We start from the raw sequence: 14667 nt of genomic DNA on the forward strand, positions 1-14667 counted from the left end.
ATGGCGAAGAACCTTGATACGCTGGTGATCTTACTGACGGGACGCTTCCCATCGGCCGCTGCACGGTACGCCAGCTGATGCCCCATTCCACTTCCCCGATCCGGAGTTGCCACTGAGTTGACCGTTCGCATATGCACCATTGATCGAGACTCGCACAAGTCCCCCACTGCCCACGGTGCCGGAGATCGCCGCACCCTGCGCCGAGATCTTTCCTTCGACGACATTCACCGTCGAACTGGACGACGGCTCGCAGCTGCCGGTCTTGGTGACGACTGTGACGCTCCAGAGGCCGTCATAGGGCTGCTGCGCGGACACGGGAGCAGCGGTGAGGGCGGCAGCCGAGGCGACCGAAGTGACCAAAATCAGGTCGCGAATGCGGATCGAACGCATGAATCAAATCCCTGTAATTTCGTGTGATGACGCGGCTTATCCTGTCACAATGTGTTCAAAATTTGCTGCGTCGCGAGAGGCCCCAAATGTTCCTGTGAACTCAAACACATCATGGTGAATCTGGTTCCGGATCAGGAACGAGAAATTTGCCTCCGCGCCTCACGGAATCAGGTATTTAAGTACCTTATTTCGGCTTAGTGTTTGGTACCGCTGAGGTTTGGCGCCTTGGTTGCAAACTGCTCATCCTGCGGCTTGGCCGGCAGCGAGCCGTTGACCTTGCCGTAGTCGATGACCTCGGCGAGCAGACGCAGACCGAGCGGCGCCAGCGCGCGCTCCCAAAGCTCGCGGGCGGTCTCGCCCTTTTTGACGAACACCCAGTCCTGCGCCGCGATTGCGCCCGCGTCCATGCGGTCGGCGAGGTGATAGATGCTGCCGCCGGCGATCGGATCGCCTTCCTTGATGGTCCACTCCACCGCAGCGATGCCGCGGTGTCGGGGCAGCAGCGATGGGTGGTACCCGACGCCGCCAAGCTTGGCCACGGCAAGCGCCTCCTTGCTGACGCGGGCGTGGCTGTGGGCGGTCACGATCAGGTCGGTGCCCGGGGCGATCTCGGCGGCCGTCACCAGCTTGGGGTCGGCCTGAACGACGACCTCGATGCCGGCCGCCCGAGCCGCTGCCGCAAGCCGGTCCTCGCCGTCATGGACGACCACCCTGACGAGCGTGACGTGATGCTCGCGCAGCATGTTCAGGGTCGTCACGCCGAAATGGCGGGAACCGACAAGGGTAATGCGCATGGGATGAATTCCGTGGGGGTTATTCTGGGTCTATTCGGGCTGCCGCTATGCCGATAGCACACCGCGGCGGCCTGTTTTGCTGTCCTGCCCGTTATCAACAAGCCGGCCGGGTGGCAATCTCAGGCCGCCGGCTGCTTGCTCACCAGAACCTTGTCGATGCGCCGGCCGTCGAGGTCGACGATCTCGAATTCCCAGCCCTGCGCCGTGGTTTTGGCTCCGACATCGGGGATCGCGCCGAATTCATGCAGCAGGAAGCCGGCCGCGGTCTGGTAGGGGCGCGGAGAGGGCAGCGCGATGCCGAGCAGTTCGCTGAATTCGAGCGCGGGCATCCAGCCCGAGATCAGATAGGAGCCGTCGTCGCGCCTGACATAAGCGGGCTCGGCCGGACCTTCCTCGGTATGGAAGGCGCCGACGATTGCCTCAAGGATATCGGCGCTGGTGACGACGCCCTGGAAGGTGCCGTACTCGTCGTGCACGAGGCCGATATGCACCGCGGAGTCGCGCAGGATCGCGACCACGTCGCGGGCGTCCACCGTTTCCGGGATGATCGGCGCGTCGCGCGTCAGCGCGCGGATGTCGGGCGCCTGGCCCGCGAGGTAGACGTCGAGCACGTCCTTGGCCTGCACGATGCCGAGCGCATGATCGCGGTTGCCGTCGAACACCACGCAGCGCGAGTGGCTGCTCTTCTGCAGCGTCGCGAGGATCTCCGCTGCGGGAGCGGCGAGGTCGATGAGGCTGACTTCGTGGCGCGGCGTCATCACGGCGCCGACCGGCAGATCGCCGAGCCGCATCACGCCGGCGATCATCTCCTTTTCGCCGGGCTCGAGCACGCCGGCGTTCTCGGCTTCCACCACCAGTGTCTTGATCTCGTCCTCGCTGACGCGGTCCTGCGCATCCTCGCGATGGCCGAGCAGCCAGAGCAACGCCTTGCCGGAGCGGTCGAGGAGCCACACCACCGGCAGCGACAGTTTTGCCATCACCGTCATGGCCGGCGCAGCCTTGACCGCGATCGACTCCGGATCGCGCAGCGCGATCTGCTTCGGCACCAGCTCGCCTATGATCAGCGAGGCATAGGTGATCGCGCCGACGACGATGCCGACACCGGCGGCGTCGGCGACGTTTGCCGGCAGTCCGAGCTCGAACAGCCATTGCGAGAGGCGCTGGCCGAGCGTTGCGCCCGAGAAGGCGCCCGACAGCACGCCGATCAGCGTGATGCCGATCTGCACGGTGGAGAGGAATCTTCCGGGATTGGAGGCCAGCGCAAGCGCACGGCGCGAACCGCTGACGCCGCGTTCAACCAGCGCCGCGAGGCGCGCCGGACGGGAGGAGACGATGGCGAGTTCCGACATTGCCAACAGACCGTTGACGACGATCAAGACCGCCACGATCGCAAGTTCCAGATATAACACGGGAGTCCCTGAGCTTGGGCGGCGTCGGCCGCTGCACGACGCCCTATATAGACATACCGGCGCGGCTTTGCTGTGCCCTGTCGGACGTCCCTGCACAAGCAGAGCGTGCGTATGGCGCGCATGCAGCAGGAGATCGCGGCATTTTGGCGCGCGGGCTGTTGTGGCGATCGGAGGCGCGGTTCGTGGATGCCCTCATCACGGCGTCAAACTCTAGGCGAGTATCCGCAGCTCCGGCTTGGCGAACTTTCTGGCAGGCGATGCAGGCTGTCTCGGCGCTCGTTCGGCAGCCTGTAACTGCGTGCGCAAATCGGCACTGCACTGCTTCATCTGGTTGCGCAATTCGCGGCGCGAGAAGGCGGTGAGCGAGGGGTCCGCAAGCTGCTGCCAGGCCTTGCGCAGCCATTCCTGCAGCTCGCGAATATTCCGATCCAGAATCTTCTGATCCAAAATCTTCTGATCCAAGACGTCGGGCTGGGTCATGCCGCCAAATCCCACGAAGTGATCAGTTGCAAAGTAACGCTGATTCGCGCCGTTTCACCTAACGGTATGTTGCGCGGGTGAGCTTGAGGCGGCGAGATCTGCACGGGCAGGCGTGCTGATATCCGCGTCAGCTGGCGTTGCCGGATCCTGTGCGCAGGAAATCCACCACGATAGGCAGCGCGAGGACGAGCGCTGCCAGCACCGAGAGATGACGCGTCTGCGCGGTGGAGAGGCCGAGATCGTATTGAGCAAGATAGGCAAGCATGATCGCTGCGTAGGCAGCAACGCAGACGGCCACAACGATACTCACGAAATCGGTCTTGCTCTGCATGGCGACACCGCGTTGTTGCCGACGCGGTGTAGCGCGGCTCAGCCTTGGCCAACTATGAGCCGGTTCACGGGCGCGGCGCACGCCGTGCCAACGAGCTCCGCGGATCGCTGCGGTCAACCGCCGGCAACGTTGCTCACGCGTACCGCAACAGGGAATCCGCGCCGTCGCGCGGGCGATGGAGAATTCTGGCGCGCTGTGGCGACCTGACCTGCCGCCAGCAGGCTTAGCGAGGAGCGTTACCTTGAACGTTGCCTTGGCTTCCACGCGGAAGCTTGACCGGGATGTGGGGCGACGTGCTCACCACACGCGGGCTTCCGTCGGAATGGGTCTGGCCGTTAAGCAACGTCTCGAGCAACAGAATGAATTTCTCGGCAAGCATGGGCGTAGCCCTCGTCGTCCAATTCCTGTAAGTCGCGGCGTCCTCTCGAAAATTCGATCAACAAAATGCGAGCCGCAGCCGTCTTGGCAATGCTGCGCCGCGAGCCCGTCCATGTGCAATCCGGGAGACTACCGGCGTCCGCCGGCTCAGGTCGCGCGCTGTTGCTGCGAGAAGGCGGGTCTGGATCCCTCGCAGCCAGCAACCGCGGGGCCATGAGCCAAACCCTCGAAGCGCCAAAGCGTCGTCAGCGATACCGTGCCACAGCGCTCGCAGCGAAGCGGTGTGTCGCCATGCAAATATCGTCCGCGCCTGAACAGTTGAGGCGACGCGATTTCCTTGCAACTCGGGCAAGCCAACGCCAGCTTGCTCGTCTTCCAGCGTCGAAATAATCGAAACACCGTACCCTCAGCGTTTCCGAGACGTCCGATGGCTGCAATTTAGCAATCGACACCCCTGCGTGGAAAGGTGCTGAACGTCACAGCTGCGGGTTTTGTAGCATCCGGCCCACGGGGCCTTTGCCGAGAATCGGGACGGAATGGTTGCCAAATCCCTACCGGCGGGCCACCCAGCGCGTGATCTCATCACACCGTTCCTTCAAGGATGTACGCTAGCGATAGCGACCATGGATCGGCAGCAAGATATTGATGAGGGTATCGTACCGGCGCTGCGCCGCAGCTACGGGCGGGTGGCCTGGTGGATTGTGCGACTCAATCGCGTGTTCGAGCCGTCGCGCGCCGCCGAGCCGTCACGGACCGAGGTGCCGTCGCGCGCGTCCGTCCCGCCACGGTGGCCGGTCCCGCCGCGCCCGGAATAGTCACCACCAGAATACCGGCGCCCCCTGTATCGGCCGCTCGGTCGGGCTGCTATGCATGCGCCATCCGCGGACTTACGGTCCGCCGTTTTTGACGATGCAGCCGCGCGGCGGCGCAAGCGACGGGAAGGACTGACACAATGATCGAGACGGTTGGCATCATCGGCGCCGGAACCATGGGCAACGGCATCGCGCAGATCTGCGCGGCGGCGGGGCTTGCTGTCACCATGGTGGATATCTCCGACGCGGCGGTGCAGCGCGGCCTGAAGACGGTCGGGACCAGCCTCGATCGCCTGGTCGCCAAGGAGAAGATGACAGCGGCCGATCGCGACGCGACGCTTGGGCGCATCAACGCGACCACCGACAAGTCGAAGCTTGCCGCCTGCGATCTCGTGATCGAAGCGGCGACCGAGAACGAGGAGCTGAAGATCAAGATCCTGAAGGATCTCTGCGCCGGGCTGAAGCCGAGCGCGCTGGTTGCGACCAACACCTCGTCGATCTCGATCACCCGCCTGGCGGCCTCCACCGATCGTCCTGATCGCTTCATCGGGATGCACTTCTTCAATCCGGTCCCGGTGATGGCGCTGCTCGAATTGATCCGGGGCTTGCAGACCTCCGATGACACCGTCGCCAAGGCCGAAGCCTTCGCCAAGCGCATCGGCAAGGTCGCGATCACGGCGAAGAACAGCCCGGGCTTTGCGGTCAACCGCATCCTGTGCCCGATGATCAACGAGGCGATCTTCGCGCTGCAGGAAGGCATTGCGACGGCCGAGGAGATCGATGCCGGCATGAAGCTCGGCTGCAACCATCCGATCGGCCCGCTCGCGCTTGCCGACCTGATCGGGCTCGACACCATGCTGTCGGTGATGGAGGTGTTTTACACCGGCTTCAACGACCCCAAATACCGGCCGGCGCCGCTGCTGAAGGAGATGGTCGATGCCGGCCATCTCGGCCGCAAGACCGGGCAGGGGTTCTACAGCTACAGCAAGTAAGGCTGCGCCGCGCGGCGAACACCGTAGTCATCCGGGATGGATCGCGCCTGTGACCTGACGTACACGCAGACCTCTGATCCGCCACGTGAGGCGGGGGACATCAGACACGAGGCCCGGGCTCCTAGGCACACCGGGCCTCGTGTTTTTTGTGGGGTCCTGAACTCAGTTCGCGGAGGCGACCGGCGTGATGCTGGTTTCTTCGGGATCGGCGCCGAACAGGCCGACGAGTTACTTTTTAATAGTCCGGCATCCTTTCCTTGAGCGTGGCGCGCGTGTAGGGCTCGTGCCCGGAATCCTTGCCGGCCAGGAAGATGCTAGCGGTCACCGCGAAGAACTCCAGCTGGTTCTTCAACGCGTAGGCCTCCTTGGCGAACAGCTCCTTTGACTTGGCCTGGCCGAGGAAGCTCTTGATGCCCTTGTTCTCATGGCCATTCGGCATCAGCCGGCCCTGTTCACGCTGAAAAGGGCCTTGAACCTTCCTTACAACTCTTGCTCACAGCTTCTTGAGGCGGCGACCGGAAACCTCGCACATCTCGCCGGCGTACCTACATCAGTAGCTGGGTGCCGATTGAGGAAGGAAGCAGGATCATGCGCAGGACGAATTGGGCAATTCTGGCGTTTGCGGCGCTCGGAACGAGCTGGATTGTCGGCTCCGCATCGCCGGCGGTCGCCGATCCCTATGATTATCCGTGGTGCATCCAGGGCAGGCAGGAGGGGTATCCCGGCTATTGCGGGTACCAGACCTACCAGCAATGCCAGGCGGCGGCGTCTGGCCGCAATGCCTATTGCGGCGTCAACCCGCGCGTTGCGTTCAGCCAGCAGCGGATGGCGCCGCGGGCGATCCGCTGAGCGGCCGTCGGCCGTGCGACCATCAGGCACGATGATTGCATTGCCAATAGTCAGACAGTTACCCCCTTGGAGGGCAGACCCTCTTGGAGAGCAAATGGGCGAGATCATCAGGTTTATCTCGAAGTCTGAACGGGAGCGCGCGCGTCTGATCCGCGAGGCCCGGGCGAACTACGAGCGCATCTTTCCATCGGCCGGTTCGACCGACGTGGAAGGCGCGGCGGACGAGGGCGACGCAGGCGGGGCCTCGTCGAAGTCGTAGCGTGCCGGTCTTGCACCCGAGGCTTGCACCCGAGAGACGGCTGACGCCGCAATGTGGAAACGAATCTGGCAGACTTGGACGATCGACAGGCCGGCCGCGTTTGGCGATTGGCTCTGGCAGGTTCTGGTCGTGGAGCTCGCTGCCTTGCTCGACCGGCTGACGCTGCGCAAGCTGATTGCGCTGATCCCGGTCGTCATCTTGATCGGCGCCTATTGGCATCGGATTCCGCTTCCTCCCGAGTTGATGCTGGTTGGCGATGTGCTGGCCTATATCGACATTTTCTCGATGATCTTCCTGATCGGCTTCTTCACGCGCGCGGCGACCGTGCTGGCCGTCGTCCGCCAGGCGATCGATTCTATCAACTGGATGCTGCGGCGTGTGCCGACGGCGCTGCGCAGGCTCGATATCCGTCACCGTCGCGCAAGCGACACCATCCGCCGCAAGCGGTCCACGCGCGCGAGCAACGACGAGGAGGACGCCGCTGTCATACCCGGTCTTGCCTGGGCCTAATCCGGGGCGACGTGCGGTGAAGACCGCGAGTGCTCCGCTATCGCGGCTGCCCGGCCTGCTCATCGCCGTCGTCAGCCAGCAGCCGGGCCGGGCTGCGCGCGGAGGCGCCGTCCTGGTTACGCCGGTGCGAACTGGAGAGATCGGTCGCGCCCTGCTGGGATCGATGAAATGCGAGACCCATCTGGAAGCTCCAGACACCGAACAGCACGGCACCTGCCACACAGGCGGCCACGAAGGCCCAATCGCGCTTCTTCATCTGCTTCAACAACGCCAAATCGATGCCGCGCCGGCCGCGGCCCGCTCCAGCGAAATCTCTCGCAACGATGCCTGCAAAGCAAGACTCCGGCAGTCTGAAACGATCAAACGCGCTTGCCGATGCTCACTCCAGCGCCGGTCACGGAGCGGTGATTATCAAATCATGCATCCAGAAACACTCGGACCAGCTAGTCCGGCCCCCGCAACAATCTTGCCAAACTTTCACTAGGTCGCGGGCGCAGTGAGTTCGACAATGCGGAACCTAATCGGACGAATCGCAATGACCGAACTTGAGGAGCTTCGATACTTCGAGCATCAGTGCCTGGAGATGGCGAAGCAATCCACGCTGCCGGACGCGCGTCGTGCGCTCCAGATCCTGGCGCGCAACTACGCCACCGCGGCCGAGGTCCTCGAACGGCGCGCACAATCTGCCAACACCGCGCTCGCGCAATTGTTTCGATGCCTGAGACTGTGACGAGGGGAGGCACCGGCATGGCCGGAGGTCGTGCGGATGATCCTGGTATCGGAGGTGACAGTCGCTGCGGTCCTACCTCCGCGCGGTCGCATAGAGATCAGTTCCGAACAGCCGGCCTTCGGTCTGAATTCGCCAGTCGCGCGGAATGAGGCCGACAATCGGATGATCCGGCACATTGGTGCGACGGATCGTGTGCTCCTTGAATGCGTTCAGCATGCGCGAGAATGCGGCCTTTGAGGCAAGCACGACTTCCGGCGCGATCCGTCCGTCAGGGGCGGCATCGAAGTCGGCCGGCCGTGCTTGTCGAGGGCGAGCGGCTCGTCACTCCCGGCGGCAACCGACCTGACATAGTGCAAGGTCTCGGCGGGGTGTTTCAGCCGGCGCAGATGGCTGGTCGCGCTGTAGACCATGATGATTGCCGTTCCGCCGGGGCGAAGGACCCGGTGCACCTCTGAAATCGCTTTTTTCAGGTCTCCGGTATGATGAAGACAGCCGATCGTCACGACGTGGTCGAAGTTGCCTTCAGGGAACGGAATATCGAGGGCTGAGCCCTGGATCGCTTGCCCCGGCAAGCCCGCCAGCGCAAGTCGATGGCGCAACCAGTTGACGGGACCGGCCGCAATGTCGAGGCCGGTCAATTGCGCGCCCGCGGCCGCAACGGCCTGCGACACCGAACCGTAACCAAGGCCGATCTCGAGAACGGACTTTCCCGCCAGTTGATCGAACGGGATGAAGCGCCGCAGATAGGGATAATACTGGAAAAACCATCGGTCGAAGTTGCCGATCGAAACCGCGTCGGAACCTTCATAACCATAGAGTTTCGCCGCCTTCGTCCCGCAGACGTGCTGCGACGCGCTCGGTCATCGATATTCGAACGAGCGTGAAGGCTTCTGGCATCGGTTCGAGTCCGGTAGGGAGCGCCATTTCACCGGCGCGTAGCCGAGTTCGCCAAGGCATCGGATTTTGACTCCGACATTCCGCAGGTTCGAGTCCTGCCGCACCGGCCATCTTCCCGATATAGCTCAGCGGTAGAACGGCGGCCTCATAAGTCGTGCCGGTCGGCGGTTCGATTCCGCCTGTCGGGACCAAGTTCTCCGCCTTCGTCTAGTGGTCAAGGCACTGGGTTGTGGACCCGGGGACGCTCGGTTCGATTCCGACAGGCGGGACCAATTCGCAACGCGCCGCAAGGAGAGACGTCGCCGTTGCACCGGCAAGCTTTCATTAACCCGACTCACACAAGGTTCGTTCCAGGCCGTCTGGATGGGCCGCTTGCAGAAGGCCGCCACGCGTAGCAGCGTGGCGGCTTTTTGCGTCTAACAGCGTTACAGGAGACGACCGATGGACTACGGCGCCTTCACCGACGCCAGCTTGAAGATGATGTATGAGGCCGTCCGCGGCGCGCTCGCGGCCGACGATGAGTTCGAGGCCTACGGCGAAGAGCCAAAATTCCGGGTCCGCTCGACGCCCGAGTGGAAACGGCATGCCGGCAGTCTTGAGGCCGAGATGCTAAAGCGCGGGCTGCTGGTCGATATCATCGACTGGACGGGCGGTCAGGGCGAGCTTCCGCTGACCGACGCCTGAAGTCAGGCCGCAGAAGGTGTGTCGCGCCCGCAACGCCCCAAGAGTTCCGTTGGGCGTTGGGGCTTTTCGGACTTCACTGTGTGGCAATTTCCCGATCTAATAATGGCGGACCTGAGGCGAATATTTTTACTACCAAGGCGTTCATTTTAGGTCAGGTTCAGGAGGCCGCTGTCCAGCGCCAGCGGCCTCTTCGTATTGCTTGAGTGATTGTGCTTCATTGATTGCAAAGAGATTGTCCGATGCCCCTGCAGGTGTGGACCGTTGTCGCATCGATCGGCTGGACCGCCGTCGTGGGCGCGATGCTGCTCTATATGATTTTGGGACCGAGCTGACGGGATCGAGACGTTCAAGTTTTGAGACGTTCAAGTCTTGGCGGCAGCCGATATGGCTGTCCGATTCAATTTGCAGAACAGCTGACGGGGCAGAGGCGGCCTCAATTCAGCTTCGTCCGATCGAGCAGCTCAGACTCAAGACAGACGGGAACAGGGACGATGATGGCGTAGCGCCGGCTGCCATCGATTGCCAGCCTGATCCGGCCGACGCTTGAGCGCCAGACGGGATCAACCGTGCCAACGAGCCGCGCGCAGCAGCGCGAGCGAATTCTCGTGATGCGGAGTTCTCACGTTCCAGGTTCCCGAGACGCGAACCCTGCGCCACTGACAAATTGCCGCACTCGGCGAGTTCCGCAGCATCGTCTCGTACTTAATGTCAAGCCTGTGGCCGGGGACTACCTCTAAATCTCCCGCCTAAATTGTCTTTTTCATTGTTCAATCAATCCCTGCATATTGAGTTGGGAGATTTTTCGTTGCCGCTCCAATCCGCCTTAACGGCCTCGATTGGATTTCCGTCACCTGATCAGTTCGACCCGCAACCTGAGCACAGCAGCTTTTCGCTGCTGTACGGCGTTCGCATTCGTGAGCGCTCGAGCGGTTCGTTCTGGTTCGGTGATTGGCACACCGGTTCTTCCGGTGACCTCAGAATTCTGCCGACTGCTCGCATTGCGCAGCCACTATTGATGACGGAAGGGGAATTTTACCATGGCAACATTTACAGGCACGTCAGGTCCAGACACCCTGACCGGAACACCCAACGGTTCGAACACAGATGACACGCTGCTGGGGCTCGACGGCAATGACACGCTGATCGGCGGCGATGGCGCCGACTCCCTTGATGGAGGCAACGGATTTGACTTTGCATCCTACAGCGACTCCGGCACCGGAGTTGTGGCAAGCCTGCTGCACCCGGGCAACAACACGGGCTTTGCGGCGGGGGACACCTACACTTCGATCGAAGGGCTGATCGGCAGCAACTTCAACGACACTCTTGAAGGCGACGGAACCGGCTCGTTCCTGCGGGGCGGACTGGGAGCTGACTCGATCCGCGGCGATTTAGGCCGCGACTACGCCGACTACGCGAATTCGGCCGCCGGAGTTACAGTCAATCTTGCAGACCCGACACAGAACACCGGAGAAGCGGCCGGCGACACATATTTCGACATCAGCAACCTCAGTGGGTCGGCGTTCGACGACACGCTGATCGGCGATGCCAACAGCAATTTCCTGCGTGGCGGCCTTGGCGCCGACTCCCTCGATGGCGGAGCAGGTTTCGACTACGCCGATTACGCCAATTCGTCGGCCGGCCTCGTCGTCGATCTCGCAGACCCGACACAGAACACCGGTGAAGCCGCCGGAGACACATTCACCTCGATTGAAGCCATCCAGGGAAGTGCCTTTAACGATACCCTGATCGGCGACGCAAACAGCAATAACTTGCGTGGCGGTGCCGGTGCCGACTCGCTTGATGGCGGCGGAGGCACTGACTACGCAGACTACGGCAACGCTGCAACGGCAGTCGTTGCAAATCTCGGAAATCCGGGCAGCAACACCGGCGATGCTGCTGGTGACAGCTATACCTCGATCGAAGGCATCATCGGCTCGGACTTCGGTGACACGCTGACGGGCGATGCAGGAAATAACAATCTGCGCGGCGGTCTCGGCGCCGACGCGTTGGACGGCGGAGCCGGTAACGACGTTGCGGAATATATCACATCCAGCACTGGCCTGCTTGTGAGCCTCGCAAATCCGGCCTTGAACACGGGCGAGGCGGCCGGAGACACGTACATCTCGATTGAGGGGCTGAGAGGGTCAGACTTCAACGATACCTTGATCGGTGATGCCGGGGACAACCTGCTGGACGGCGCAGGCGGGGCAGATTCGCTCGTCGGCGGCTTGGGCAATGACATCTATATTCTCAATGACCCCGGCGATGTCATTACCGAGAACCTGGGAGAGGGCACCGACACTGCGGTTGTCACAGGCAACTTCAACTACACGCTCGCTGCCAACGTCGAGAACCTTACGATAGAGACTTCTGCGAATGTTTCGGGCACCGGCAACGCGCTCGCAAATGTCATCACGGGCGGCACGGGCGACAATGTGTTGGACGGCGGGCTTGGTGCCGACACGATGGCCGGCGGCCTCGGCAACGACACCTATTTCGTCGACAATGCCGGCGACGTCGTGACCGAGAACCCCGGCGAGGGCACCGACACCGTTCACAGCACGATCGACTATACCCTGACCGCGAACGTCGAGAATCTGATCCTGGACGGCACCGGCAATCTCGCCGGCACCGGCAACGGGCTCGCGAATGTCATCACGGGCAATTCCGGCAACAACACGCTGGACGGCGGAATTGGCGCCGACACGATGGCCGGTGGGCTCGGCAACGACACCTACTTCGTCGACAATGCCGGCGATGTGGTGACCGAGAACAGCGGCGAAGGCACCGACACCGTTCACAGCACGATCGACTATACCCTGGGCGCCAACGTCGAGAACCTGATCCTGGACGGCTCGGGCAATCTCGCCGGCACCGGCAACGGGCTCGCGAATGTCATCACGGGCAACACGGGCAACAACACGCTGGACGGCGGGATCGGCGCCGACACGATGGCCGGCGGGCTCGGCAACGACACCTACTTCGTCGACAATGCCGGCGATGTGGTGACCGAAAACAGCGGCGAGGGCACCGACACCGTTCACAGCACGATCGACTATACCCTGGGCGCTAACGTCGAGAACCTGATTCTAGACGGTATCGGCAACCTCGCCGGCACCGGCAACGGGCTCGCAAACGTCATCACCGGCAATTCCGGCAACAACACGCTGGACGGCGGGATCGGCGCCGACACCATGGCCGGCGGGCTCGGCAACGACACCTATTTCGTCGACAATGCCGGCGATGTGGTGACCGAAAACCCCGGCGAGGGCACCGACACCGTTCACAGCACGATCGACTACGCCCTGACCGCCAACGTCGAGAACCTGATCCTGGACGGCACCGGCAATCTCGCCGGCACCGGCAACGGGCTCGCAAACGTCATCACCGGCAACACAGGCAACAACACGCTGGACGGCGGGATCGGCGCCGACACGATGGCCGGCGGGCTCGGCAACGACACCTACTTCGTCGACAATGCCGGCGATGTGGTGACCGAAAACAGCGGCGAGGGCACCGACACCGTTCACAGCACGATCGACTATACCCTGGGCGCTAACGTCGAGAACCTGATTCTAGACGGTATCGGCAATCTCGCCGGCACCGGCAACGCGCTCGCGAATGTCATCACGGGTAACGCGGGCAACAACACGCTGGACGGCGGGCTTGGCGCCGACACGATGGCCGGTGGGCTCGGCAACGACACCTACTTCGTCGACAATGCCGGCGATGTGGTGACCGAAAACCCCGGCGAGGGCATCGACACCGTTCACAGCACGATCGGCTATACCCTGGGCGCCAACGTCGAGAACCTGATCTTGGACGGCACCGGCAATCTCGCCGGCACCGGCAACGCTCTTGCAAACGTCATCACCGGCAACACAGGCAACAACACGCTGGACGGCGGGATCGGCGCCGACACGATGGCCGGCGGGCTCGGCAACGACACCTACTTCGTCGACAATGCCGGCGATGTGGTGACCGAAAACAGCGGCGAGGGCACCGACACCGTTCACACCACCATCACCTATGCCCTGACCGCCAACGTCGAGAATCTGATCCTGGACGGATCCGGTAATCTCACCGGCAGCGGCAACGCATTGAACAATGTTTTGACGGGCAATGCCGGCAACAATTCCCTCTACGGCAACGACGGCAATGATACCGCCTACGGAGGTGCCGGAGCTGACATCCTCGTTCTCGGCAACGGCAACGACTATGGCGATGCCGGCGACGGCAACGACTACATCTATGCGGGAGCTGGCAATGACGTTCTGATCGGCGGCGCCGGTCTCGACGTTCTGCTGGGAGAGGACGGCAATGACGTGGAGTATGGCGGTTCCGGCTTCAACTATCTGTTTGGCGGCGCCGGCACCGACACCTTGATCGGCTCGGGAGGGACTGCCGCGAGCGATGTCAACGTGATGTACGGCGAAGCCGGTGCCGACTACCTCTATGGCGGGCAAGGCACCAACTACTTCTACGGCGGCACCGGCGTCGATACGATGTTCGGCGGTTCGGGCTTGAACATCTTCATCTCGTCGGGCGAGACCGACGGCAACGTCATCTACGGCGGTTCTGGCCAGAACTATGTTTACGGCTCCAACGGCGGCGACACGGTGACCGGCGGCAGCGGCGTCGACGTGTTCCTGATGGGCACCGGAGCCGACAACATCACTGGCGGCGGCGGCGTTGACTATGCCTGGGGTGGCGGTGGGGCCGACACCTTCAATATCAGCGACACCAGCCAGGAGATCATGGTCATCCAGGACTTCAATACAGGCGGAGTGAATGACTTCGTCAACTTCGCGGGCACATCGCTGCATTCATTCGCCGATGTCCAGGCCCACGAGACCTACGTTGCCGGGATCAACACCACGATCATCACCGACGCCGCGGGCAGCGCGGTTTGGCTGATCGGCATCGCGCCGGGACAGCTGGACGCGAGCATGTTCAAGTTCAGCTGACCGACGCCGTGATCGCTTGAACTTGTCAGACCTACGAGAGAAGGCCGCCTGTCGAGGCGGCCTTCCTGTTTTCAAACGTCCAGCGCTGGGCCATGAATTCCCAGTCCAGATAGCGCGGCAAGGACCACGCCCATCAACTGTTGCTTCATTCACGCAAATTAAGAAGAGCCGGTGAGGTTCCTTTT

16 protein-coding genes and 3 tRNA genes are annotated in these 14667 nt (G+C 62.5%); 10 read left to right on the forward strand and 9 right to left on the reverse strand.

Features of this window, described 5'->3' with window-relative positions:
* Nucleotides 1-30: 30 nt before the first annotated feature.
* The 5 genes from G6P99_RS23365 to G6P99_RS23385 all read right to left on the reverse strand — a co-directional run bounded on the left by G6P99_RS23365 (nucleotide 31) and on the right by G6P99_RS23385 (nucleotide 3404).
* The gene (locus G6P99_RS23365) at nucleotides 31-390 is read right to left on the reverse strand and encodes a hypothetical protein (protein WP_084518554.1); all 360 of its coding nucleotides are present in this window, start codon (nucleotides 388-390) and stop codon (nucleotides 31-33) included.
* Between the two features lie 194 nt (nucleotides 391-584).
* On the reverse strand, nucleotides 585-1184 hold the full coding sequence (locus G6P99_RS23370) for a formyltransferase family protein (RefSeq protein ID WP_029082622.1): 600 nt from the start codon (nucleotides 1182-1184) through the stop codon (nucleotides 585-587).
* 119 nt (nucleotides 1185-1303) lie between these two features.
* Nucleotides 1304-2593, reverse strand: coding sequence for a hemolysin family protein (locus tag G6P99_RS23375; protein ID WP_029082621.1), 1290 nt, complete (start codon nucleotides 2591-2593; stop codon nucleotides 1304-1306).
* Nucleotides 2594-2803: 210 nt separating this feature from the next.
* Entirely contained in the window at nucleotides 2804-3073 is a 270-nt protein-coding gene (locus tag G6P99_RS23380) for a hypothetical protein (RefSeq protein ID WP_029082620.1), read from the reverse strand.
* A 127-nt stretch (nucleotides 3074-3200) separates the two neighbouring features.
* Nucleotides 3201-3404: a hypothetical protein gene (locus G6P99_RS23385; protein WP_029082619.1), complete on the reverse strand. Its 204-nt coding sequence runs from the start codon at nucleotides 3402-3404 to the stop codon at nucleotides 3201-3203.
* Nucleotides 3405-4734: 1330 nt separating this feature from the next.
* Between G6P99_RS23385 and G6P99_RS23390 the strand changes: the two genes are divergently transcribed.
* On the forward strand, nucleotides 4735-5586 hold the full coding sequence (locus G6P99_RS23390; RefSeq protein WP_029082617.1) for a 3-hydroxybutyryl-CoA dehydrogenase: 852 nt from the start codon (nucleotides 4735-4737) through the stop codon (nucleotides 5584-5586).
* A gap of 235 nt (nucleotides 5587-5821) precedes the next feature.
* Here the strand turns inward: G6P99_RS23390 and G6P99_RS23395 are convergent, their stop codons facing one another.
* Nucleotides 5822-6025 carry a hypothetical protein gene (locus tag G6P99_RS23395; protein WP_029082616.1) on the reverse strand — a complete coding sequence of 68 codons (204 nt, stop codon included), beginning with the start codon at nucleotides 6023-6025 and terminating at the stop codon, nucleotides 5822-5824.
* A 149-nt stretch (nucleotides 6026-6174) separates the two neighbouring features.
* Between G6P99_RS23395 and G6P99_RS23400 the strand changes: the two genes are divergently transcribed.
* The 3 genes from G6P99_RS23400 (at nucleotide 6175) to G6P99_RS23410 (ending at nucleotide 7204) form a co-directional block, all read left to right on the forward strand.
* Entirely contained in the window at nucleotides 6175-6435 is a 261-nt protein-coding gene (locus G6P99_RS23400; RefSeq protein WP_035977372.1) for a DUF3551 domain-containing protein, read from the forward strand.
* Nucleotides 6436-6529: 94 nt separating this feature from the next.
* Nucleotides 6530-6694: a hypothetical protein gene (locus G6P99_RS23405; protein WP_156928730.1), complete on the forward strand. Its 165-nt coding sequence runs from the start codon at nucleotides 6530-6532 to the stop codon at nucleotides 6692-6694.
* A 51-nt stretch (nucleotides 6695-6745) separates the two neighbouring features.
* Nucleotides 6746-7204, forward strand: a complete 459-nt coding sequence (locus G6P99_RS23410) for a hypothetical protein (protein WP_165123533.1) — start codon at nucleotides 6746-6748, stop codon at nucleotides 7202-7204.
* Nucleotides 7205-7241: 37 nt separating this feature from the next.
* Here G6P99_RS23410 and G6P99_RS23415 read toward each other — a convergent pair whose 3' ends face one another.
* On the reverse strand, nucleotides 7242-7469 hold the full coding sequence (locus G6P99_RS23415; RefSeq protein WP_165123535.1) for a hypothetical protein: 228 nt from the start codon (nucleotides 7467-7469) through the stop codon (nucleotides 7242-7244).
* 270 nt (nucleotides 7470-7739) lie between these two features.
* Here G6P99_RS23415 and G6P99_RS23420 point away from each other — a divergent pair, with 270 nt between their 5' ends.
* Nucleotides 7740-7934 carry a hypothetical protein gene (locus G6P99_RS23420; protein WP_029082614.1) on the forward strand — a complete coding sequence of 65 codons (195 nt, stop codon included), beginning with the start codon at nucleotides 7740-7742 and terminating at the stop codon, nucleotides 7932-7934.
* A gap of 72 nt (nucleotides 7935-8006) precedes the next feature.
* Here the strand turns inward: G6P99_RS23420 and G6P99_RS23425 are convergent, their stop codons facing one another.
* Together G6P99_RS23425 and G6P99_RS23430 are read right to left on the reverse strand one after the other, a co-directional pair.
* On the reverse strand, nucleotides 8007-8150 hold the full coding sequence (locus G6P99_RS23425; RefSeq protein WP_156928728.1) for a hypothetical protein: 144 nt from the start codon (nucleotides 8148-8150) through the stop codon (nucleotides 8007-8009).
* A complete protein-coding gene (locus tag G6P99_RS23430) occupies nucleotides 8144-8719 on the reverse strand; it encodes a class I SAM-dependent methyltransferase (protein WP_084518553.1) in 576 nt (191 codons plus the stop codon). The genes G6P99_RS23425 and G6P99_RS23430 overlap by 7 nt, the downstream gene beginning before the upstream one ends.
* Before the next feature lie 144 nt (nucleotides 8720-8863).
* Here G6P99_RS23430 and G6P99_RS23435 point away from each other — a divergent pair.
* The 5 genes from G6P99_RS23435 (at nucleotide 8864) to G6P99_RS23455 (ending at nucleotide 14482) form a co-directional block, all read left to right on the forward strand.
* A tRNA-Gln gene (locus G6P99_RS23435) sits at nucleotides 8864-8941 on the forward strand.
* 4 nt (nucleotides 8942-8945) lie between these two features.
* A tRNA-Met gene (locus G6P99_RS23440) sits at nucleotides 8946-9022 on the forward strand.
* Between the two features lie 5 nt (nucleotides 9023-9027).
* Nucleotides 9028-9103, forward strand: a tRNA-His gene (locus G6P99_RS23445).
* Between the two features lie 169 nt (nucleotides 9104-9272).
* Entirely contained in the window at nucleotides 9273-9515 is a 243-nt protein-coding gene (locus tag G6P99_RS23450; RefSeq protein ID WP_029082613.1) for a hypothetical protein, read from the forward strand.
* Between the two features lie 1037 nt (nucleotides 9516-10552).
* Entirely contained in the window at nucleotides 10553-14482 is a 3930-nt protein-coding gene (locus G6P99_RS23455; RefSeq protein WP_165123537.1) for a beta strand repeat-containing protein, read from the forward strand.
* Nucleotides 14483-14667 lie beyond the last annotated feature (185 nt).

Source organism: Bradyrhizobium sp. 6(2017) (assembly GCF_011058295.2).
GTDB lineage: Bacteria > Pseudomonadota > Alphaproteobacteria > Rhizobiales > Xanthobacteraceae > Bradyrhizobium > Bradyrhizobium septentrionale.